A 15,762-nucleotide genomic window follows, 5' to 3' on the forward strand; every position below is an offset into this window, starting at 1 on the left:
CGCCGACCGCCCCGGTCCAATCGCCCGGCCCCCGCAGGCGCAGCTCGTATCGCGGCTACGTGTACGTACTGCCCGCGTTCGCCGTCTACTTCTGCTTCGCGGTGCTGCCCGCCCTGCACACGGCGTATCTCTCGCTGTTCGAATGGGACGGGGTCACGCTGGGCGACTGGGTCGGCCTCGGCAACTACCAGGAGATCCTCCAGGACCCCATCCTGCGCCGGTCCGTGCTCAACGCCCTGGTGCTGGTGGTGTTCTTCTCCTTCATTCCCATCGTGGTCGGCCTTGCGATGACGGGCCTGCTGGCCCGTTTCCGGCGGCCCGGGATGGGGGCGTACCGCTTCCTGTTCATGCTGCCGCAGGTCGTCCCGCTCGTCGCCGTCGGCGTGACCTGGCGCTGGCTGTACGGGGACGACGGGCTGGTGAACCAGACGTTCCGGGCGGTCGGTCTGGACGGGGTGACCCGGGCATGGCTGGGCGACTTCGGCGCCGCGCTGATCGCCGTGGGCCTGGTCGGCACCTGGGTGCTGAGCGGGCTGTGCATGATGCTCTTCCTCAGCGGCGTCCAGAAGGTGGATCCCAGCCTGTACGAGGCGGCCCGGCTCGACGGGGCGGGTCCCGTCCGGGAGTTCGTCTCCGTCACCCTGCCCCACCTGCGCGGCGAGCTCGCCGTCGCGATGACCGTGACCACGGTGGCCGCGCTCGCCAGTTTCGACATCGTGTACGTGACGACGAACGGCGGGCCCGGTGAGCAGACGACGGTCCCGGGCCTGCTCGTGTACCGGCTGGCGTTCTCCGAGGGCAAGGTGGGGCTCGCCGCGGCCCTGGCCGTCGTCCTCGGCTGTCTGATACTCGGGATCGTCTACCTCATCAACCGTCTGTCGAGGTCGGAGTCATGAACACCGCCACGCGCTCGGAACGCTGGTCGGGTTACGCGCTGCTGACGGTCATGGCGATCGCCGTCGTGATCCCGTTCCTCAGTGTCTTCCTCGCCTCCCTGCAGCCCGCGGGCACGCCGGTGGTGGGCCTGACCTGGCCGGAGCGGTGGAGCTGGGACAACTACGAGCAGGCCTGGTCGGTGGCCGGGTTCTCCGACCTGATCCAGCACAGCCTCACCATCGCGGTCGGTGTGGTCCCCGCCTCCCTGGTCCTGGCGGCGCTGGCGGGTTACGCACTCGGCACGATGAAGCTCCCGGGCGGCAACGCGGTCGCGGCGTTCTTCATCGCCGGGCTCACCATCCCGGTCGAACTGATCGTGGTCCCGCTCTACTTCGACCTGCGGAGCCTCGGTCTGACCAATTCGTACCTGGGCGTGATCCTGGTGGAGATCGCTCTGTTCATGCCGTTCAGCGTGTTCTGGATGCGGACCCACTTCCAGTCGACCCCGCCGTCGCTGGTGGAGGCGGCCCGGATCGACGGTGCCTCGTCGGCGACGATCCTGCTGAGGATTCTGCTTCCGCTGGCCCGGCCGTCCCTGATGACGCTCGGGCTGCTGGTCTTCATGTGGTCGTGGAACCAGTTCCTGCTGGTGCTGGTGCTCATCCAGGACACGACCAAGCACACGGCGCCCGCGGGCCTGGGCTTCTTCGTCGGTCAGAACAGCACGGACATCCCCACCCTGGCGGCGGGGACGATCATCGTGATGCTGCCGATCCTGATCCTCTTCGTGATCTTCCAGCGCAGCTTCATCGCGGGGCTGCTCCAGGGGGCGATGAAGGGCTGACGCGCGGCGCTCGGGAGGCGGCTCGCCGGGTCAGGCGGCCTTCGACGAGTCCGTGTGCGAAGGGGTGCGCTCCGTGTGCGAGTGGGCGCGCGGAGAGGCCGCCGCCCACTCCAGGACGAGCCGCTGGTACACCCGCCGCTGTTCGCCGCTCAGCGTCCCACCGCTCCGCAGCCACAGGGCTCGGATCTCCTCGTTGACCTCGGCGGCGGATCGCTTCGGCGCGACCGACGCACGACGGTGAGTGGTGGACATGGCGTGAATCATACGGGGCCCGACGTGAAGACCATGTGAGGAGTCACTGTCAGTAGGACTACTTACCGGTAGCCGTTCCATGGCCATGTCCGGCAACCCTCCAATGGACCTGTCGGTGGCCGTTCCACAGCCAGGTCAGGCCGCCCCCGCGCCGAGGACGAGCACCTGGATCGCCAGTACAGCGCCGCCCCGCGCCCAGTCGTGGAAGTCGGACACCTTGGTCTCCAGATTGACCGGCTCCGCGTTCGGGTGGCGGTTGGCGAGGACGGCCTCCTCGACGGCGGGTCCCGCCACGTCGACCAGGCCCACACCCTCGCCGGCCAGAACGATCTTCTCGGGAATGGCGAAGTTGGCGATCTGCGCGACGAGGGTGCCCAGGGCGCGGGCCGCCTCCTCCACGACGCGGGCCGCCATGGGCTCACCCTCGGCGGCCAGGGCGAGGATCTCGTCGTACGTGATGTCGCGGCCGGTGGCGGCCTGGATCTGGTAGCGGATGCTGGGGATGGTCAGCAGGGAGATGGCGCTGCCGCGCTCCCCGTCGGGGGTGAGCGGGCCGTTGGGGTTCACGATCCAGAAGCGGCCGACACCCAGTCCGTCCTCGGCGGTCACGATCCGCTTGCCGCCGCTCACCAGCCCGTAGCCGATTCCCGCGCCGATGGTGAGCACCGCGAACCGCTCCAGGCCGCGGCCCGCGCCGAACCACCGCTCGGCCTCGACGAGCGCGGCCACGTCGTTGTCCACGACGGCGGGCAGCCCGGTGCGCTCCTCGACGAGCCGGGCCAGCGGGACGTCGCGCCAGCCGAGGAAGGCCGACTCGTCTACGACGGACCGGTCCGAGGCGCGGCCGCCCAGGCCGATGCCGATGCCGGCGAGGCCGGGGAAGTCACGTGCGAACGCGCCGGTCAGCTCCCCCAGTACGTCCACGACATGGGCCGGGTCATTGCTGGTGAGGGGCAGGTCGCGGCGGGCGACGATATCGCTCTTGAGGGTGGTGACGACGCCGTACACCATGTCCTGGGTGATCTTGAACCCGGCGAAGGTGCGGGACTCGGCGACGATGTCGAGGGGCTGGGACGGGCGGCCCTGGCGCACCTCGACGAGCGCGGCGCCGTCGGGGACCTCGATCAGCAGACCGGACTCGATGAGCGGCTTCGTCAGCCGGGTGAGGCTGCCCGCGGAGAGGTCGAGGCGGCGGGCGATGTCGCTGCGCGACAGGGGGCCGTGCGTGAGCACCTCGATGGCGACGGCACGCTCACCGGGACTGAGCGGCAGCCAGCTGTCGGCACGTGCGGTCATGACTGAACCCCCACATGATTTCTTTCGACACAGAAGTAATGACACCACCCTATGCCGTCTAACCCTCTCAGCAAAAGATCTGCGCACACCCCTTGACGGCTGGATTCTTTCGGCCCAAAAGTAAGTGGGGCCCGAGGACGAGCCGCAGACGAGGGAGTCTCCTGATGACCGTCGCCTCCAGCCCTCCGTCGCGTCTGCCATCGCGCGACATCGAGGGGACACAGCCGAAGCCGAGAACCCGCGAGAAACGAGAACGTGACGGTGGCGGACGTGGTGACGGCGCCCTCGCGGCCCTGTTCATCGCTCCGGCCATGCTGGGCTTCCTGGTCTTCCTGCTGTGGCCGACGCTGCGGGGAATCTATCTGAGCTTCACCCGCTTCAATCTGCTGACCCCGGCGGAGTGGGTGGGCCTCGACAACTACGACCGGATGATCCACGACCCCATCTTCTGGGAGTCGCTCAAGGTCACCGTCGAGTACGTCGTCCTCAACATCGGGATCCAGACGGTCGCGGCCCTCGCCATCGCGGTGCTGCTCCAGCGGCTCACCCAGTCGGCCATGCTGCGGGGCATCGTGCTCACGCCGTATCTGATGTCGAACGTCGTCGCCGGTCTCGTCTGGCTGTGGATCCTCGACACCCAGCTCGGCATCGGCAACGAGATCATCAGCGGCCTCGGCATCGACCGCATACCCTTCCTGGCCGACGAGACCTGGGCGATACCCACCATCGCGCTGATCAACGTCTGGCGGCACGTCGGCTACACCGCACTCCTCCTCTTCGCCGGGCTCCAGGCGATCCCGGGCGACATGTACGAGGCGGCCAAGGTCGACGGCGCGAGCGAGTGGCGGATGTTCTGGCGGATCACCATGCCGCTGCTGCGGCCGGTCCTGGCGGTGGTGCTGATCATGACCGTGATCGGTTCGTTCCAGGTCTTCGACACCGTCGCGGTGACCACCGCGGGCGGTCCGGCGAACGCCACCAACGTCCTGCAGTTCTACATCTACGGCTCCGCCTTCGGCCGCTTCCAGTTCGGCTATGCCTCGGCCATGTCCGTCGCCCTGCTGGTCGTACTGAGCGCGATCACCATCCTCCAGTACCGGCTCACCCGAGCCGGTCACACCGACCTCGGCTGAGGAAAGGAGTCACCGTGGCTGCCGTGACAACACCGCCGACACCACCGCCGACACCAACGCCGACACCGCCGGCAACAACGACCGGCGTACGACCGGCCCGGCGCAGGCTCACCCTCGGGCGGGCCGTGGCCTGGACCGCGATGGGCCTGATCGTCCTCGTCACCCTGCTGCCGTTCTACTGGATCCTGCGCACCGCGCTGTCCACCAACGCCGGGCTCAACACCGACCCCACCAACCCGCTGCCGGTCGACCTCACCACCAGCGGCTTCGAGCGGGCCCTCGGTCTGCAGTCCGCCGAGGAGGCGATCGCGCAGGGCGGAGCGGGCGGCGGGCTCGACTTCTGGCGCTATCTGCTCAACTCGACGATCGTCTCCACCCTGATCACCGGCTGCCAGATCTTCTTCTCCGCGATGGCCGCGTACGCCTTCGCACGGCTGCGCTGGCGCGGCCGGGACAGGGTGTTCGGCCTGTTCCTGGCAGGGCTGATGGTGCCGACCATCTTCACGCTGCTGCCGAACTTCGTGCTGATCAAGCAACTCCACCTGGTGGACACGCTGTTCGGCATCGCGCTGCCCACGCTCTTCATGACGCCGTTCGCGGTCTTCTTCCTGCGGCAGTTCTTCATGAACGTGCCCCGCGAGATCGAGGAGGCGGCACTGCTCGACGGCGCCGGAAAGATCAGGGTCTTCTTCCGGCTGATCCTGCCGATGGCGTCCACGCCGATCATCACGCTCTCCGTGCTGACGTACATCACCTCGTGGAACGACTACTTCTGGCCGCTGATGGTGTCGTACAGCGACAGCTCGCGCGTTCTTACCGTGGCGCTGGCGGTGTTCCGGGCGCAGACCCCGGCGACCGGTACCGACTGGTCGGGGCTGATGGCGGCGACCCTGATCGCCGCGCTCCCCATGCTGGTGCTCTTCGGCGTCTTCGCCCGTCGCATCGTCAGCTCCATCGGCTTCACCGGGATCAAGTGAGGGAACTCTGATGCGACTTCGTACGCTGACCGCGCTGACCGGGGCGCTGACGCTGTCCCTGGCGTCCGGCTGCGCGAACGGCGACTCCACCGGGTCGTCCTCGAACACGGTGACGTACTGGCTGTGGGACTCCAACCAACTGCCCGCCTACCAGGCCTGTGCCAAGGGGTTCGAGAAGGAGAACCCCGGACTGAAGGTCAGGATCACCCAGTTGGGGTGGAACGACTACTGGACCAAGCTCACCGCCGGCTTCATCGCGGGCACCCAGCCGGACGTGTTCACCGACCACATACAGAAGTTCGGCCAGTTCGTCGATCTGAAGGTGCTGGAACCGCTGGACGACCTGGACATCAAGGACGCCGACTACCAGCCGGGGCTCGCCGCCAACTGGGTCGGCCAGGACGGCCACCGCTACGGCGCCCCCAAGGACTGGGACACCGTCGCGCTCTTCTACAACCAGAAGATGGCGAAGGACGCGGGGCTCACCGCCGAGCAGCTCAACGCCCTCTCCTGGAACCCGAAGAACGGCGGCACCTTCGAGAAGGCCATCGCCCACCTGACCGTCGACAAGAACGGCAAGCGCGGTGACGAGCCGGGCTTCGACAAGAACAACGTCAAGGTGTACGGGCTGGCCAGCAACGGCGGCGGAGACGGCGACGGGCAGACCCAGTGGAGCCCCTTCACCGGCTCGACCGACTGGAGCTACACCGACAAGGCACGGTGGGGCAAGGACTACCGGTACGACAGCAAGACCTTCCAGTCCACGATCAAGTGGTACTTCGGCCTGGCGAAGAAGGGCTACATGGCCCCCTTCACCGACTACAACATCCAGTCCAACCAGTCCAACGCCCAGGTCGCCTCGGGCAAGGCCGCCACCTCCTTCGACGGCGCCTGGATGATCTCCACCTACGCCGGCTTCAAGGGCATGGACACGGCCACGGCCGTTACGCCGTCGGGGCCGACGGGCAAGCGCGCCACGATGATGAACGGCCTCGCCGACTCCGTCACGAAGAACGCCCACAACAAGGCGGGCGCCAAGAAGTGGGTGGCGTACCTCGCCTCCGACGCGTGCCAGACCGTCGTCGGCAAGTTCGGCATCGTCTTCCCGGCCACGCCCGCCGGCACCCGGGCCGCCGTCGCCGCGTACAAGAAGAAGAGCCTCGACGTCTCGGCATTCACCGGGCCCGTGGCCGACAAGAAGGACTTCCGGACCTTCTCGTACCCGATCACCAACTACGCGGCCGACGTGTACGCCCTCATGCATCCCGCCATGGAGGACGTCTACGGCAACGGCAAGCCGGTGAGCAGCCTCGACAAGGTCAACGACCAGATCAACTTCATCCTCGGACAGTGAACCCCCGGACAGTGACCCGGACAGTGAAAGGCACACACTCCATGACGTTCTCCCTCGGCATCGTCGGCGCCGGCCAGTTCTCCGGCCAGTTCGCGAAGCTGTTTCTTGCCCACCCGGGCGTCGGCGAGGTCCACGTGACGGATCTCCTGCCCGAGCGAGCGGAGCAACTGGCCGCCGCCGAAGGGCTGTCGGGAACCTTCCCCTCGTACGAGGCGATGCTGGAGTCGGAGGCGATCGACGCCGTCGCGATCTTCACCCAGCGCTGGACCCACGGCCCGCTGGTGCTCCAGGGCCTGAACGCCGGCAAGCACGTCTACTCGGCGGTGCCCATGGCGATCACCCGCGAGGAGATCGCGGCGATCATCGACGCGGTACGGGCCACCGGCCTGACGTACATGATGGGTGAGACCAGCGAGTACAACCCGGCGACCGTGCACGCCCGCAACCAGATCGCCGACGGGGCGTTCGGGCGGCTCTTCTACGCCGAGGGCGACTATCTGCACGACATGGACCTCGGGTTCTACGAGGCCTATCAGTACAGCGGCGGCGAGAACTGGAAGGCGACGGCCAGCTATCCCCCGCTGCTCTACCCCACGCACTCGGTGGGCGGTGTCCTCGGCGCCTGGCGGACGCACGCCGTGAGCGTGTCCGCGATCGGGGTCAAGGACGATCGCGGGGACGGGGTCTTCGACGAGGACGTCAGCCAGTTCGGCAACGACTTCTCGAACGCGACGGCGCTGTTCGAGGTCGCGGGCGGCGGCTCGTTCCGTACGAACGAGTTCCGGCGGGTGGGCTATCCCTCGCAGATCCGGGAGTCGCGATTCCGGTTCTTCGGGACGGACGCCAGCATGGAGCAGCTCGCGACGGTGGCCTTCTGGCAGGACAAGAAGGGGGTGAAGGACATCAGCGAGCTCCTTGAGCCCAAGCCCACCATGTCTCCGGACGACCCGTCGCTCCAGCACATCGCGCCGGATCTGCGGGCCGCCTTCACCTCCGGCTCGGCGCCGGTGCACGACCGGGCGCGGCTGCCCCGGGAGTTCGACAACCTGCACAACGGGCACGAGGGGAGCCACCACTTCCTGGTGGACGACTTCGTCACCGCGGTGAACACGCGCACACTGCCGTCGGTGAACGCGTGGGTCGCCGCCCGCTACACCCTGCCGGGCATCGTGGCGCACGACTCGGCGCGGCAGGGCGGAGCGAGGCTGGAGATCCCGGACTTCGGGGACGCGCCCGAGGCGTGACGTTTCTGCTCGGTCCGGCCGTTCTCAGGAGCGGCCGGACCGGCCCCCGGGTCCTCCTGACCGGCCCGGTCAGGTGCCCGGCTTGCGGCCGTACACGTAGACGTCGTCGTTCTTCTTCAGGAGCGACCAGTACTTCTTGGCGTCCGTCTTCGTCATGTTGACGCAGCCGTGCGAGCCGGGCGGGTTCCACATGCTCACGCCGACCGAGTGGAAGGCCTGGCCGCCGTCGAAGAACTGGCTGTAGGGCATGGGCACGTCGTAGATGGTCGAGACGTGGTCGATGTTCCGCCAGTAGATCTTCGTCAGACCGGTGCGGGTCTCGTACCCGTTGCGGCCCGTGCGGACCGGCACCGGACCGTACACGAGGGTCTTGCCGTCCTGGATCCAGCTGAGCTGGAGCGTGAGGTTCACACAGGCGACGCGGCCTTTGTTGACCGGGCACTTGCCGTCCTTGTTGGGGTTCTTCCCGACGGCCTTCTGCTTGGTCATCAGGTCCATGACGCCCCACGTGACGGACCCGGCGTAGCCGATGTTCGGGGTGATTCCGTGCTTGGTCTGGAAGGCCTTGATCGCCTTGCAGTCGGCGGCCGACTGCCTGCCGTCCACCGGCCGGCCGAGGAACTTCTCGACCTTCTTCTGGTACGGGCCGGTCTGCGTGGTGCAGCTCGCCGCCTGGGCGGGAGCCGCGCCCAGCGCGACGGCCAGCGGCGCCACCAGTCCGGTGACCCCCAGTACGACGGCTGCCCGTCTGCGTATGTCCCCCATGATCAGGCCCTTCTCTTCCGTTCCGGTCAATCTGTGCCAGCTAGACCTTCGCCGGGGGACATCGGTTGTAGGGCCGGCCGGGCTGAGACGAAACGATGACATTCCGCGCCGTGGAGTACTTCGGGCTGCTGTGGGTGGCGGTCCTGGGCGTTGTCACCTTCGGAGCCCTCAGCGTCGCCGACCCTCCCGACGACTCGTCGTCGATGCCGGGGATCGAGGCCCAGAAGGCGTTCACCCTCATCAACGAGCGGTTCCCCGGGACCGAGGCGGACGGGGCGGACGCCCGGTTCGTCTTCGTCGCACCGGACGGCCAGAAGGGCACCTCGGCGGCGAACCGCTCGGCCATCGGCGAGGCGGAGAACCTGGGCGCCCGCTGGGCCCGGTTCGTCCTGCGCCGGCCTGTGCCCATGCTGATCGTCTCGGTCGTCGGGTTGGGCGCACTCGCCGTACCGGCGATGGATCTGCGGATGGGCATGCCCGGCGACGAGGCCAAGTCCACCGCCACCACGGAACGCCGCGCCCATGACGCCCTCGCCGCGGACGGCAGGTCCAACACCGAGATCGCGGCGGAACTGTTCCTCAGCCCGCTGACCGTACGCACCCACATCCAGCGGGCCAAGACGAAACTGGGCGCCCGCGACCGCGCCCAACTGGTCGTCTTCGCCTACCGGTCCGGGCTCGTGCGGCCTCCGCGCCGAGGGTCGCGCCGGGCCGATTCGTGACGGGCGCGCTTCTCGTACGGGCGCCGCACCCGGCCCTCTGTGGCGGGCGCCACACCCGGTCCGTGGCACCCCGTCGGGCTGACGCCCACAGGGGTCGTCGCCAGCCCTTTCCCTCCGCCGACTCCCACGGCGACATGAGCGGAACAGGCACTACTGCGGCCCAACTCCCGTATCAATCGGTCAAGTTCAACCATTGACGGGTGTAGTGGCATGCATGATGTGCGGCATGGACCAAGCCAACACGGTCATCTGGGCGACCGCCCTCGGTATCGGAGGGACCTTGACCGCCGGGCTGACCGGACCGCTTCTCCATGCCAGGTCCTCACGTCGACAGGCACAGCAGCAGGAGACCTTCAAGGTCCGGAACCGTCTGCGCGACGAGCGGCGTGCCGCCTTCGCGACCGTACTCGACGAGTGTGAGGCGTTCCGGCAGAGCATCAACGCCGTCATCGAGGCCCGCGTGGCTCTCGAATGGCGGAGCGAGGACGAGCATCGGGGGCTGTGGGAGCCGACCATGGCCGCTCTGGGCGCGCTGGGCCGGGCGGCCACGAACGTCGCCATCACCGGCCCCGCGCCGATGGGAGAGCTGGCCGACACCGTCCACGCGGCGGCCGTCCGGCAGGCGGACGTCTGGCGCATGCGGCTGGATCTCGACGACCGCCTCGTGCAGAGCGGCCAGGCGGACAGCGACCTCATCGACGCCCGAAGACAGTTCATCGCCGCGGCGGAGAAGATCCTGGCGCCGCCCGACCGGGGCGCCCGGCAGCGGGGCGTGCTGCGGCGTTCACGGTGACGAGAGGCAGACGAGGGCGGACGACGGCCAGACGAGGGGCATTCCGCCGCATCGGCCGGATCCGGCGACGGTCAGGTCCGCAGGATCTGGCGATGGTCATCGAGCTCGGTGGCGGCGCGCGCTCCCACAAGGAGCCAGTTTCCCCCGACTGGACCGGGATTTCCGTGCGGGCGCCCGCCTACGCTGCCGCTCATGGACCGCGTACTCGCCGACGACCTCTCCCGGCTCCCCGAACTCCTCCAGTCCGCCCGTGACTTCGCCGCCCGTGAGGTGTCGGGGCTCGAAGCACGGCCCGTGGCCCACCTGGGCAAGGCTCCGGACGCCGAGCCGCTGCCGGCCGGGGGCGTCGGCGCCGAGGGTGCGCTCGCGCGGTTCGCCGAGCGGTGGGCGCCGGGGTTCTCCGCCTCCGCGGGCCCGCGCTATCTCGGCTTCGTCACCGGGGGCGCGACCCCGGCCGCGCTCACCGGGGACTGGCTGACCAGTGCGTACGACCAGAACGCCACGGGCACCGGCGACTCGTCGGCGACGGCGCTGGAGCACGAGACGCTGGGCTGGCTGCGGGAGTTGTTCGGACTGGGCGAGGCGCACAGCGGCGCGCTCGTGACCGGTGCGACCGTCTCGAACACCGTCGGGCTGGCCCTCGCCCGGGAGTGGCTGGGCGATCGCCTGGGCGTTTGCGTGTCCGAGGCGGGAGTCGCCGCCCTCGGGCCGGTCGACGTACTGTCCGGCAGCCCCCACTCCAGCATCCCCAAGGCCCTGTCCGTCCTGGGCATCGGCCGCGACCGGCTGCGTACGGTGCCGGTGCTGCCCGGTGGCCGGGAAGCCGTCGACGTGGCGCGGCTGGCCGAGGCGCTCGACGAGCTGGACGGGCGCCCGGCCGTCGTCGTGGCCAACGCCGGGACCGTGAACACGGTCGACTTCGACGACCTGCGGGCGATCGCGGAGCTCAAGGAACGGTACGACTTCTGGCTGCACGTGGACGCCGCCTTCGGCGGTTTCGCCGCGCTGTCCCCCGAGCACGCGCAGCTGACCGACGGCCTCGACGCCGCCGACTCGGTCTGCGTCGATCTGCACAAGTGGCTCAACGTCCCCTACGACGCGGCCGTGCAGTTCACCCGCCACCGGGACCTCCAGGTGCGGGTCTTCCACAACGCGTCGCCGTATCTCGGACTGCCCACCGGCGAGCCCGACTTCGTGCACCTCACGCCCGAGAACTCGCGTCGGCTGCGCGCGCTCCCGGCCTGGTTCTCGCTCGCCGCGTACGGTCGCGCAGGACACCGGGAGATCGTCGAGCGGAACGTCGCGCTCGCCAGGCGCCTCGGTGGCCGGATCGCGGACGCCTCGGGCCTGCGGCTGCTGGCGCCGGTCCGGCTGAACGTCGTCTGCTTCACGCTCGACGGGGACGCCACCCGGGAGCGGGTGCACGCGCTGGGCCGGGCCGTCGCCGAGTCCGGCGAGGCGTTCATGACGCCGACCTTCTACGAGGGGACGCACGCGCTGCGGGCCGCGTTCAGCAACTGGCGTACGACAGAGGCCGACACGGACCGGGTGGCGGCTGCCCTGGAGCGCGCGGTCAGCTCTTTGTGACGGGTGCCGCTGCCATCAGGGGCTGTTCGTCGGGCAGTTCACGGCGTCCGCGGACCGGCGAGAGGAACACCGGCAGGAAGGCCGTGGCGAGCAGTGCGGCGCCGACCCACAACGTGGCGCGCACCCCGGCCAGTTCACCGATCAGCCCCGCCACCGCCGCGCCGACGGCGAGGGCACCGGTGAGGACGAACCTGAACGTCGCGTTCATTCGGCCGAGAAGCGCGTCCGCCGTCATCCGCTGACGCAGACTCACTCCGAGCACGTTGTCCACGCCCGTCTTGAACAGGACGAGCACTCCCCCGGCGCCCGCGAGCCACAGCCACGGTCCGCGGTCGATGAGTGGGACGAGCAGTCCGGCGGGCGCGAGGCACAGGCCCATGACGCCGAGGGTGCGGCCGTAGCCGAGGCGCCCGGCGAGGGGGCGGGCGCAGCGGGCGCCGAGCAGGAGGCCGACGCCGCCCGCCGCCCAGTACAGGCCCAACGCGCTTGCGGGCAGGCCGAGTTCGCGGACGAACAGTACGGGGAGCATGGTGTTGATGATCTGCGAGCCGAGGTTGGTGAGGGCGGCGGTGAGCGCCAGGGCACGCAACTCCGCGTTGCCCGAGACGTGGCGGACCCCCTCGCCGATCTGCTTGCGCAGTCCGGACGTCCGGCCCTGCGCGAGTGGCGCCTGATCAGGGCGGACCCGGGTGAGCTGGAGGGCGGAGGCCAGATGGCTCCCCGCCGTGCAGAGAACGGCGACCGGTGCCGTGAGGAACTGGACCAGCGTGCCGCCCGCGCTCCGGCCGGCCACGTTGCTCACGGCCATGAGGCTCATCATGGCGGCGTTGGCCTGCACGAGGACGTCGCGGCCGACGAGTCCGGGCAGGGTGCTCTGGGAGCCGACGTCGAAGAACACGGTGGCGCAGCCGTTCAGCAGCACGACGGCGTACAACTGGCCCAGCGTGAGCGCGTCCAGCCACCAGGCCAGCGGGACGGAGGCGAACAGCGCGGCCCGCGCCAGGTCGGCCGCGATCAGCACCCTGCGGTGACGCATCCGGTCCACCCAGGCTCCGGCGGGCAGGCCGATGAGCAGGAAGGCAAGCGTGCTCAATGTGGCCAGGGCGCCGATCTGGCCGGGGCTCGCGTCGAGTTCGGTCACGGCGATCAGCGGGACGGCGACATAGCTGACGTTCGTGCCGAGCTGGCTGAGCGCGGTCGCACTGAAGAGCGTCCTGAAGTCGGCCGTCTGCCATGGGGAGTTGGGCTGCATGATCCACAACCGTGCCCGACCTCGACAGCGCAGCACAAGTGAAGAGTTCTCCACATTGCCTTAAGCGAAGCTACATTGTCGCGGTCTGGTCCGGCCCGTCTCCGGACGGGCCGAGGCCTGAACGGCCCTTCCCCCCTGGGTCCCGCTGTGCTTGTCTGGGGGCCGTTTTCCGGTGGCCGGGGCGGGAGTTGCCGTATGCGCAAGCCGTGGATGGTCGGGGTGCTGGCCGGGGTGCTGCTGCTCGGCGCGTGCGGGGACCCCTCGTCCGGACCCGAGTCCGCGGCTCCCGTTCCCTCGGCGCCGAAGGCCTCCTCGACCACGCATCAGCGACCGGCCGCCACCCCCGAAGCCGAGAGCGAGAGCGAGACAGGTGCCGGGGCCGGGACGGGCACCGCGGCACCTTCACAGCGCGCCCGCCCCACCGTCCTCTACCTCGGTGACTCCCTCGCCATGGAGAACCAGAAGGTCCTCGGCGGCCTGATGCGCGACGAGTTGAGGGCCCGCTACACCAGCGCCCCCTACTCGGGCACCACCCTCTGCGACTACCTGGAGGGCACGGCCGAGGACTCCCTCGTACCGCCGAAGGACAAGGCCGCCGCGCTGGTGCGTACGCTGCGGCCGGACTTCGTGGTGCTGCAGTTCTGGGGCAACGCGTGGGGCTACACGCCGTGCATGGACGGCATCACCTACGACAAGGCGCGGGACAGGTACCTCGCGCGCTACACCGCCGACGCGCGGCGGCTGACCGACCAGATCGCGGGCGCGGCGGGCGGGAGCCGCCCGAAGGTCGTCTGGGTGCTCCAGGGTCCGGACCCCATCACTCCGGACCGGGTCCGCCGCGTCAACACGATCTACGAGCGGCAGGCCGCCGCCTCCGGGGACCTGCTCGCGGATGCCGGCAGGGCGGTCAGCGCGGCCTCGGCCCGCTACACCTGGACCCAGTACCTGCCGTGCACCGCGTACGAACGCGAGCACACGCCGTACTGCACCCAGCCGGGCAGCGGCCGTACGGCCCTGCACCGTGACGACGACTACCTGCACTTCTGCATGGCTCCGACCACCTCGACACCCAAACCCTGCCCGGTCCGCTCCCCGGGCGTCCTGCGCATCACGCGGGCGATCACCCGGGCAGTGGCCTCACAGCTGGACTGACCCCTGCGGACCGGTCCCAGGTGCCGGCCGTGACGCCCCGTTCACGCAGTACGGCCTTGCGCACCTTGCCGGTCTCGGTGAGCGGCAACTCCGGGACGGTCTCGATGAACCGGGGCACGGCGAAGGCGGGCAGCTCGCGCTCGCAGTGGCGTACCAGGTCGTGGGGGTCCAGGACGCTGCCCGGTCGCGGCAGCACCGCCACCATGACCTCGTCCTCCGCCAGTTCGGAGGCCACCGGGAAGGCGGCGGCATCGGCGACCGCGGGATGCGAGCGGACCGCCGACTCCACCTCGTAGGAGGAGATGTTCTCGCCGCGGCGGCGGATGACGTCCTTGACCCGGTCGACGAAACGGTACGAGCCGTCGGGTTCGCGGATCACGCGATCGCCGGTACGTCGCCAGGAGGCGGGATGCCGTTCGGGGTCTCCCAAGTAGCCGGTGGAGAAGACGAATTGCCGATGGCTGCGGACGACCAGCTCTCCGGCTGTGCCGTCCGGGACGGGAGCAAGGTGTTCGTCGACCACGCGGGCGGAGAAGCCGGCGCGCAACGTGCCGATGCGGCCGGGGCGTTGGGCCTCCGGGGTCGAGCCGATGACGAGGTTCGTCTCCGTGGAGCCGAAACCGTCGACGAGGGTGACGCCGAAGCGCTCGCGGAACGGCTGCCACGCGGAGGCGGGCGTGGCCGGTGAGAGACCGCGCCAGGCGCGGTGTGCCCGGTCGTGCGGGCCGGGCGGCTGCGCCAGCAGCATGGGCGCCATCGCGCCGAGCAGGTACACGGCTGTGGCACCGGCCTCGGCCACCTGGTCCCAGTACCGCGTGGCGGAGAACCGCTCCCCGATGACGCAGGTCGCGCCCACGGTCATGGCGTGCGCGAGCGTGTTGAGGGCGTTGGTGTGGAACAGCGGGAGGCACGTGTGGAGCACGTCGTCGGCGGTGAGGCGCAGCGAGTCCGCGACGTTGCGGCCCCACCACACGGTCTGGGCGTGCGGGCAGCGCACGCCGCGCGGGATCCCGGTGGTTCCCGAGGTGAACAGGACGAAGACGGTGTCCTCCGGGCGGGCCTGTGCCGACGGGACGGCCGGGGCCTCACCCGGTGCCGGGACGTCGTCCTCGCCCACGACCCACAGCGTGCCGCGGAAGCCGGCCTCGACGGCCCGCTCCGCCGACTCGGCCTCCGCGAGCAGGAAGGACGGCTCCGCCTCGCTCAGGATGTGCCGGAGTCCCTGGCCGCGCAGGCCGGTGTTCAGCGGTATCAGGACCGCGCCGAGCCAGGCGCAACCCAGTATCAGGTCGACGAACTCGATCCGGTTGCCGGTCATGACGGCGACGCGGTCGCCCGGACGGCACCCGCGCGCCACGAGGGCTCCCGCCGTCTCGGCCGCCGCCCCGAGCGACTGCCGGTACGTCCGTGTCACGTCCCCCACACGCAGGAAGACCCGGTCGCCGAACTCCTCGGCGGCCGCGGCCAGGAGTCCCGGCACTGTCATGGCTCTCACCGGGACACCAGGCCGGCCGA

At 69.7% G+C, this 15,762-nt stretch carries 15 protein-coding genes; 10 read left to right on the top strand and 5 right to left on the bottom strand.

Annotation, left to right across the window (positions count from 1 at the left end; genetic code table 11):
- The first annotated feature begins 59 nt into the window (after positions 1-59).
- Together ACH4YP_RS27410 and ACH4YP_RS27415 are read left to right on the top strand one after the other, a co-directional pair.
- Complete coding sequence (locus ACH4YP_RS27410; RefSeq protein ID WP_398493071.1) at positions 60-896, top strand: carbohydrate ABC transporter permease; 837 nt, start codon at positions 60-62, stop codon at positions 894-896.
- On the top strand, positions 893-1,720 hold the full coding sequence (locus ACH4YP_RS27415; protein ID WP_361057143.1) for a carbohydrate ABC transporter permease: 828 nt from the start codon (positions 893-895) through the stop codon (positions 1,718-1,720). The genes ACH4YP_RS27410 and ACH4YP_RS27415 overlap by 4 nt, the downstream gene beginning before the upstream one ends.
- Before the next feature lie 30 nt (positions 1,721-1,750).
- On the opposite strand, the gene ACH4YP_RS27420 is transcribed toward ACH4YP_RS27415, so the two are convergent.
- Both ACH4YP_RS27420 and ACH4YP_RS27425 read right to left on the bottom strand, forming a co-directional pair.
- Complete coding sequence (locus tag ACH4YP_RS27420; RefSeq protein ID WP_361057140.1) at positions 1,751-1,984, bottom strand: hypothetical protein; 234 nt, start codon at positions 1,982-1,984, stop codon at positions 1,751-1,753.
- 123 nt (positions 1,985-2,107) lie between these two features.
- Positions 2,108-3,268, bottom strand: a complete 1,161-nt coding sequence (locus ACH4YP_RS27425; RefSeq protein WP_361057138.1) for an ROK family transcriptional regulator — start codon at positions 3,266-3,268, stop codon at positions 2,108-2,110.
- A gap of 164 nt (positions 3,269-3,432) precedes the next feature.
- On the opposite strand from ACH4YP_RS27425, the gene ACH4YP_RS27430 reads away from it, so the two are divergent.
- From ACH4YP_RS27430 to ACH4YP_RS27445, 4 genes are read left to right on the top strand one after another with little or no spacing between them, the layout of a single operon-like run.
- Positions 3,433-4,401 (top strand): carbohydrate ABC transporter permease, encoded by a 969-nt coding sequence (locus ACH4YP_RS27430; RefSeq protein ID WP_398493074.1) that lies wholly within the window; start codon positions 3,433-3,435, stop codon positions 4,399-4,401.
- Between the two features lie 14 nt (positions 4,402-4,415).
- The gene (locus ACH4YP_RS27435; protein ID WP_398493076.1) at positions 4,416-5,378 is read left to right on the top strand and encodes a carbohydrate ABC transporter permease; all 963 of its coding nucleotides are present in this window, start codon (positions 4,416-4,418) and stop codon (positions 5,376-5,378) included.
- 10 nt (positions 5,379-5,388) lie between these two features.
- Positions 5,389-6,732: an ABC transporter substrate-binding protein gene (locus ACH4YP_RS27440; RefSeq protein ID WP_398493078.1), complete on the top strand. Its 1,344-nt coding sequence runs from the start codon at positions 5,389-5,391 to the stop codon at positions 6,730-6,732.
- A gap of 41 nt (positions 6,733-6,773) precedes the next feature.
- On the top strand, positions 6,774-7,976 hold the full coding sequence (locus ACH4YP_RS27445; protein ID WP_398493079.1) for a Gfo/Idh/MocA family protein: 1,203 nt from the start codon (positions 6,774-6,776) through the stop codon (positions 7,974-7,976).
- 69 nt (positions 7,977-8,045) lie between these two features.
- Here ACH4YP_RS27445 and ACH4YP_RS27450 read toward each other — a convergent pair whose 3' ends face one another.
- Positions 8,046-8,741, bottom strand: a complete 696-nt coding sequence (locus tag ACH4YP_RS27450; protein WP_398493396.1) for a L,D-transpeptidase family protein — start codon at positions 8,739-8,741, stop codon at positions 8,046-8,048.
- A 95-nt stretch (positions 8,742-8,836) separates the two neighbouring features.
- On the opposite strand from ACH4YP_RS27450, the gene ACH4YP_RS27455 reads away from it, so the two are divergent.
- The 3 genes from ACH4YP_RS27455 (at position 8,837) to ACH4YP_RS27465 (ending at position 11,843) form a co-directional block, all read left to right on the top strand.
- Complete coding sequence (locus ACH4YP_RS27455; RefSeq protein ID WP_398493081.1) at positions 8,837-9,463, top strand: LuxR C-terminal-related transcriptional regulator; 627 nt, start codon at positions 8,837-8,839, stop codon at positions 9,461-9,463.
- Positions 9,464-9,689: 226 nt separating this feature from the next.
- Complete coding sequence (locus tag ACH4YP_RS27460; protein WP_398493082.1) at positions 9,690-10,256, top strand: hypothetical protein; 567 nt, start codon at positions 9,690-9,692, stop codon at positions 10,254-10,256.
- A gap of 192 nt (positions 10,257-10,448) precedes the next feature.
- Positions 10,449-11,843 (top strand): pyridoxal phosphate-dependent decarboxylase family protein, encoded by a 1,395-nt coding sequence (locus tag ACH4YP_RS27465; RefSeq protein ID WP_398493084.1) that lies wholly within the window; start codon positions 10,449-10,451, stop codon positions 11,841-11,843.
- Here ACH4YP_RS27465 and ACH4YP_RS27470 read toward each other — a convergent pair.
- Positions 11,830-13,095 (bottom strand): MFS transporter, encoded by a 1,266-nt coding sequence (locus ACH4YP_RS27470; RefSeq protein WP_398493086.1) that lies wholly within the window; start codon positions 13,093-13,095, stop codon positions 11,830-11,832. The genes ACH4YP_RS27465 and ACH4YP_RS27470 overlap by 14 nt on opposite strands.
- Before the next feature lie 195 nt (positions 13,096-13,290).
- On the opposite strand from ACH4YP_RS27470, the gene ACH4YP_RS27475 reads away from it, so the two are divergent.
- Positions 13,291-14,247 (top strand): SGNH/GDSL hydrolase family protein, encoded by a 957-nt coding sequence (locus ACH4YP_RS27475; protein ID WP_398493088.1) that lies wholly within the window; start codon positions 13,291-13,293, stop codon positions 14,245-14,247.
- On the opposite strand, the gene ACH4YP_RS27480 is transcribed toward ACH4YP_RS27475, so the two are convergent.
- Entirely contained in the window at positions 14,216-15,733 is a 1,518-nt protein-coding gene (locus ACH4YP_RS27480; RefSeq protein ID WP_361057110.1) for an AMP-binding protein, read from the bottom strand. The two genes, ACH4YP_RS27475 and ACH4YP_RS27480, sit on opposite strands and share 32 nt — an antisense overlap.
- Positions 15,734-15,762 lie beyond the last annotated feature (29 nt).

The sequence above is a fragment of the Streptomyces sp. NPDC020747 genome, from assembly GCF_044334695.1.
In the GTDB taxonomy this organism is placed as follows: Bacteria; Actinomycetota; Actinomycetes; order Streptomycetales; family Streptomycetaceae; genus Streptomyces.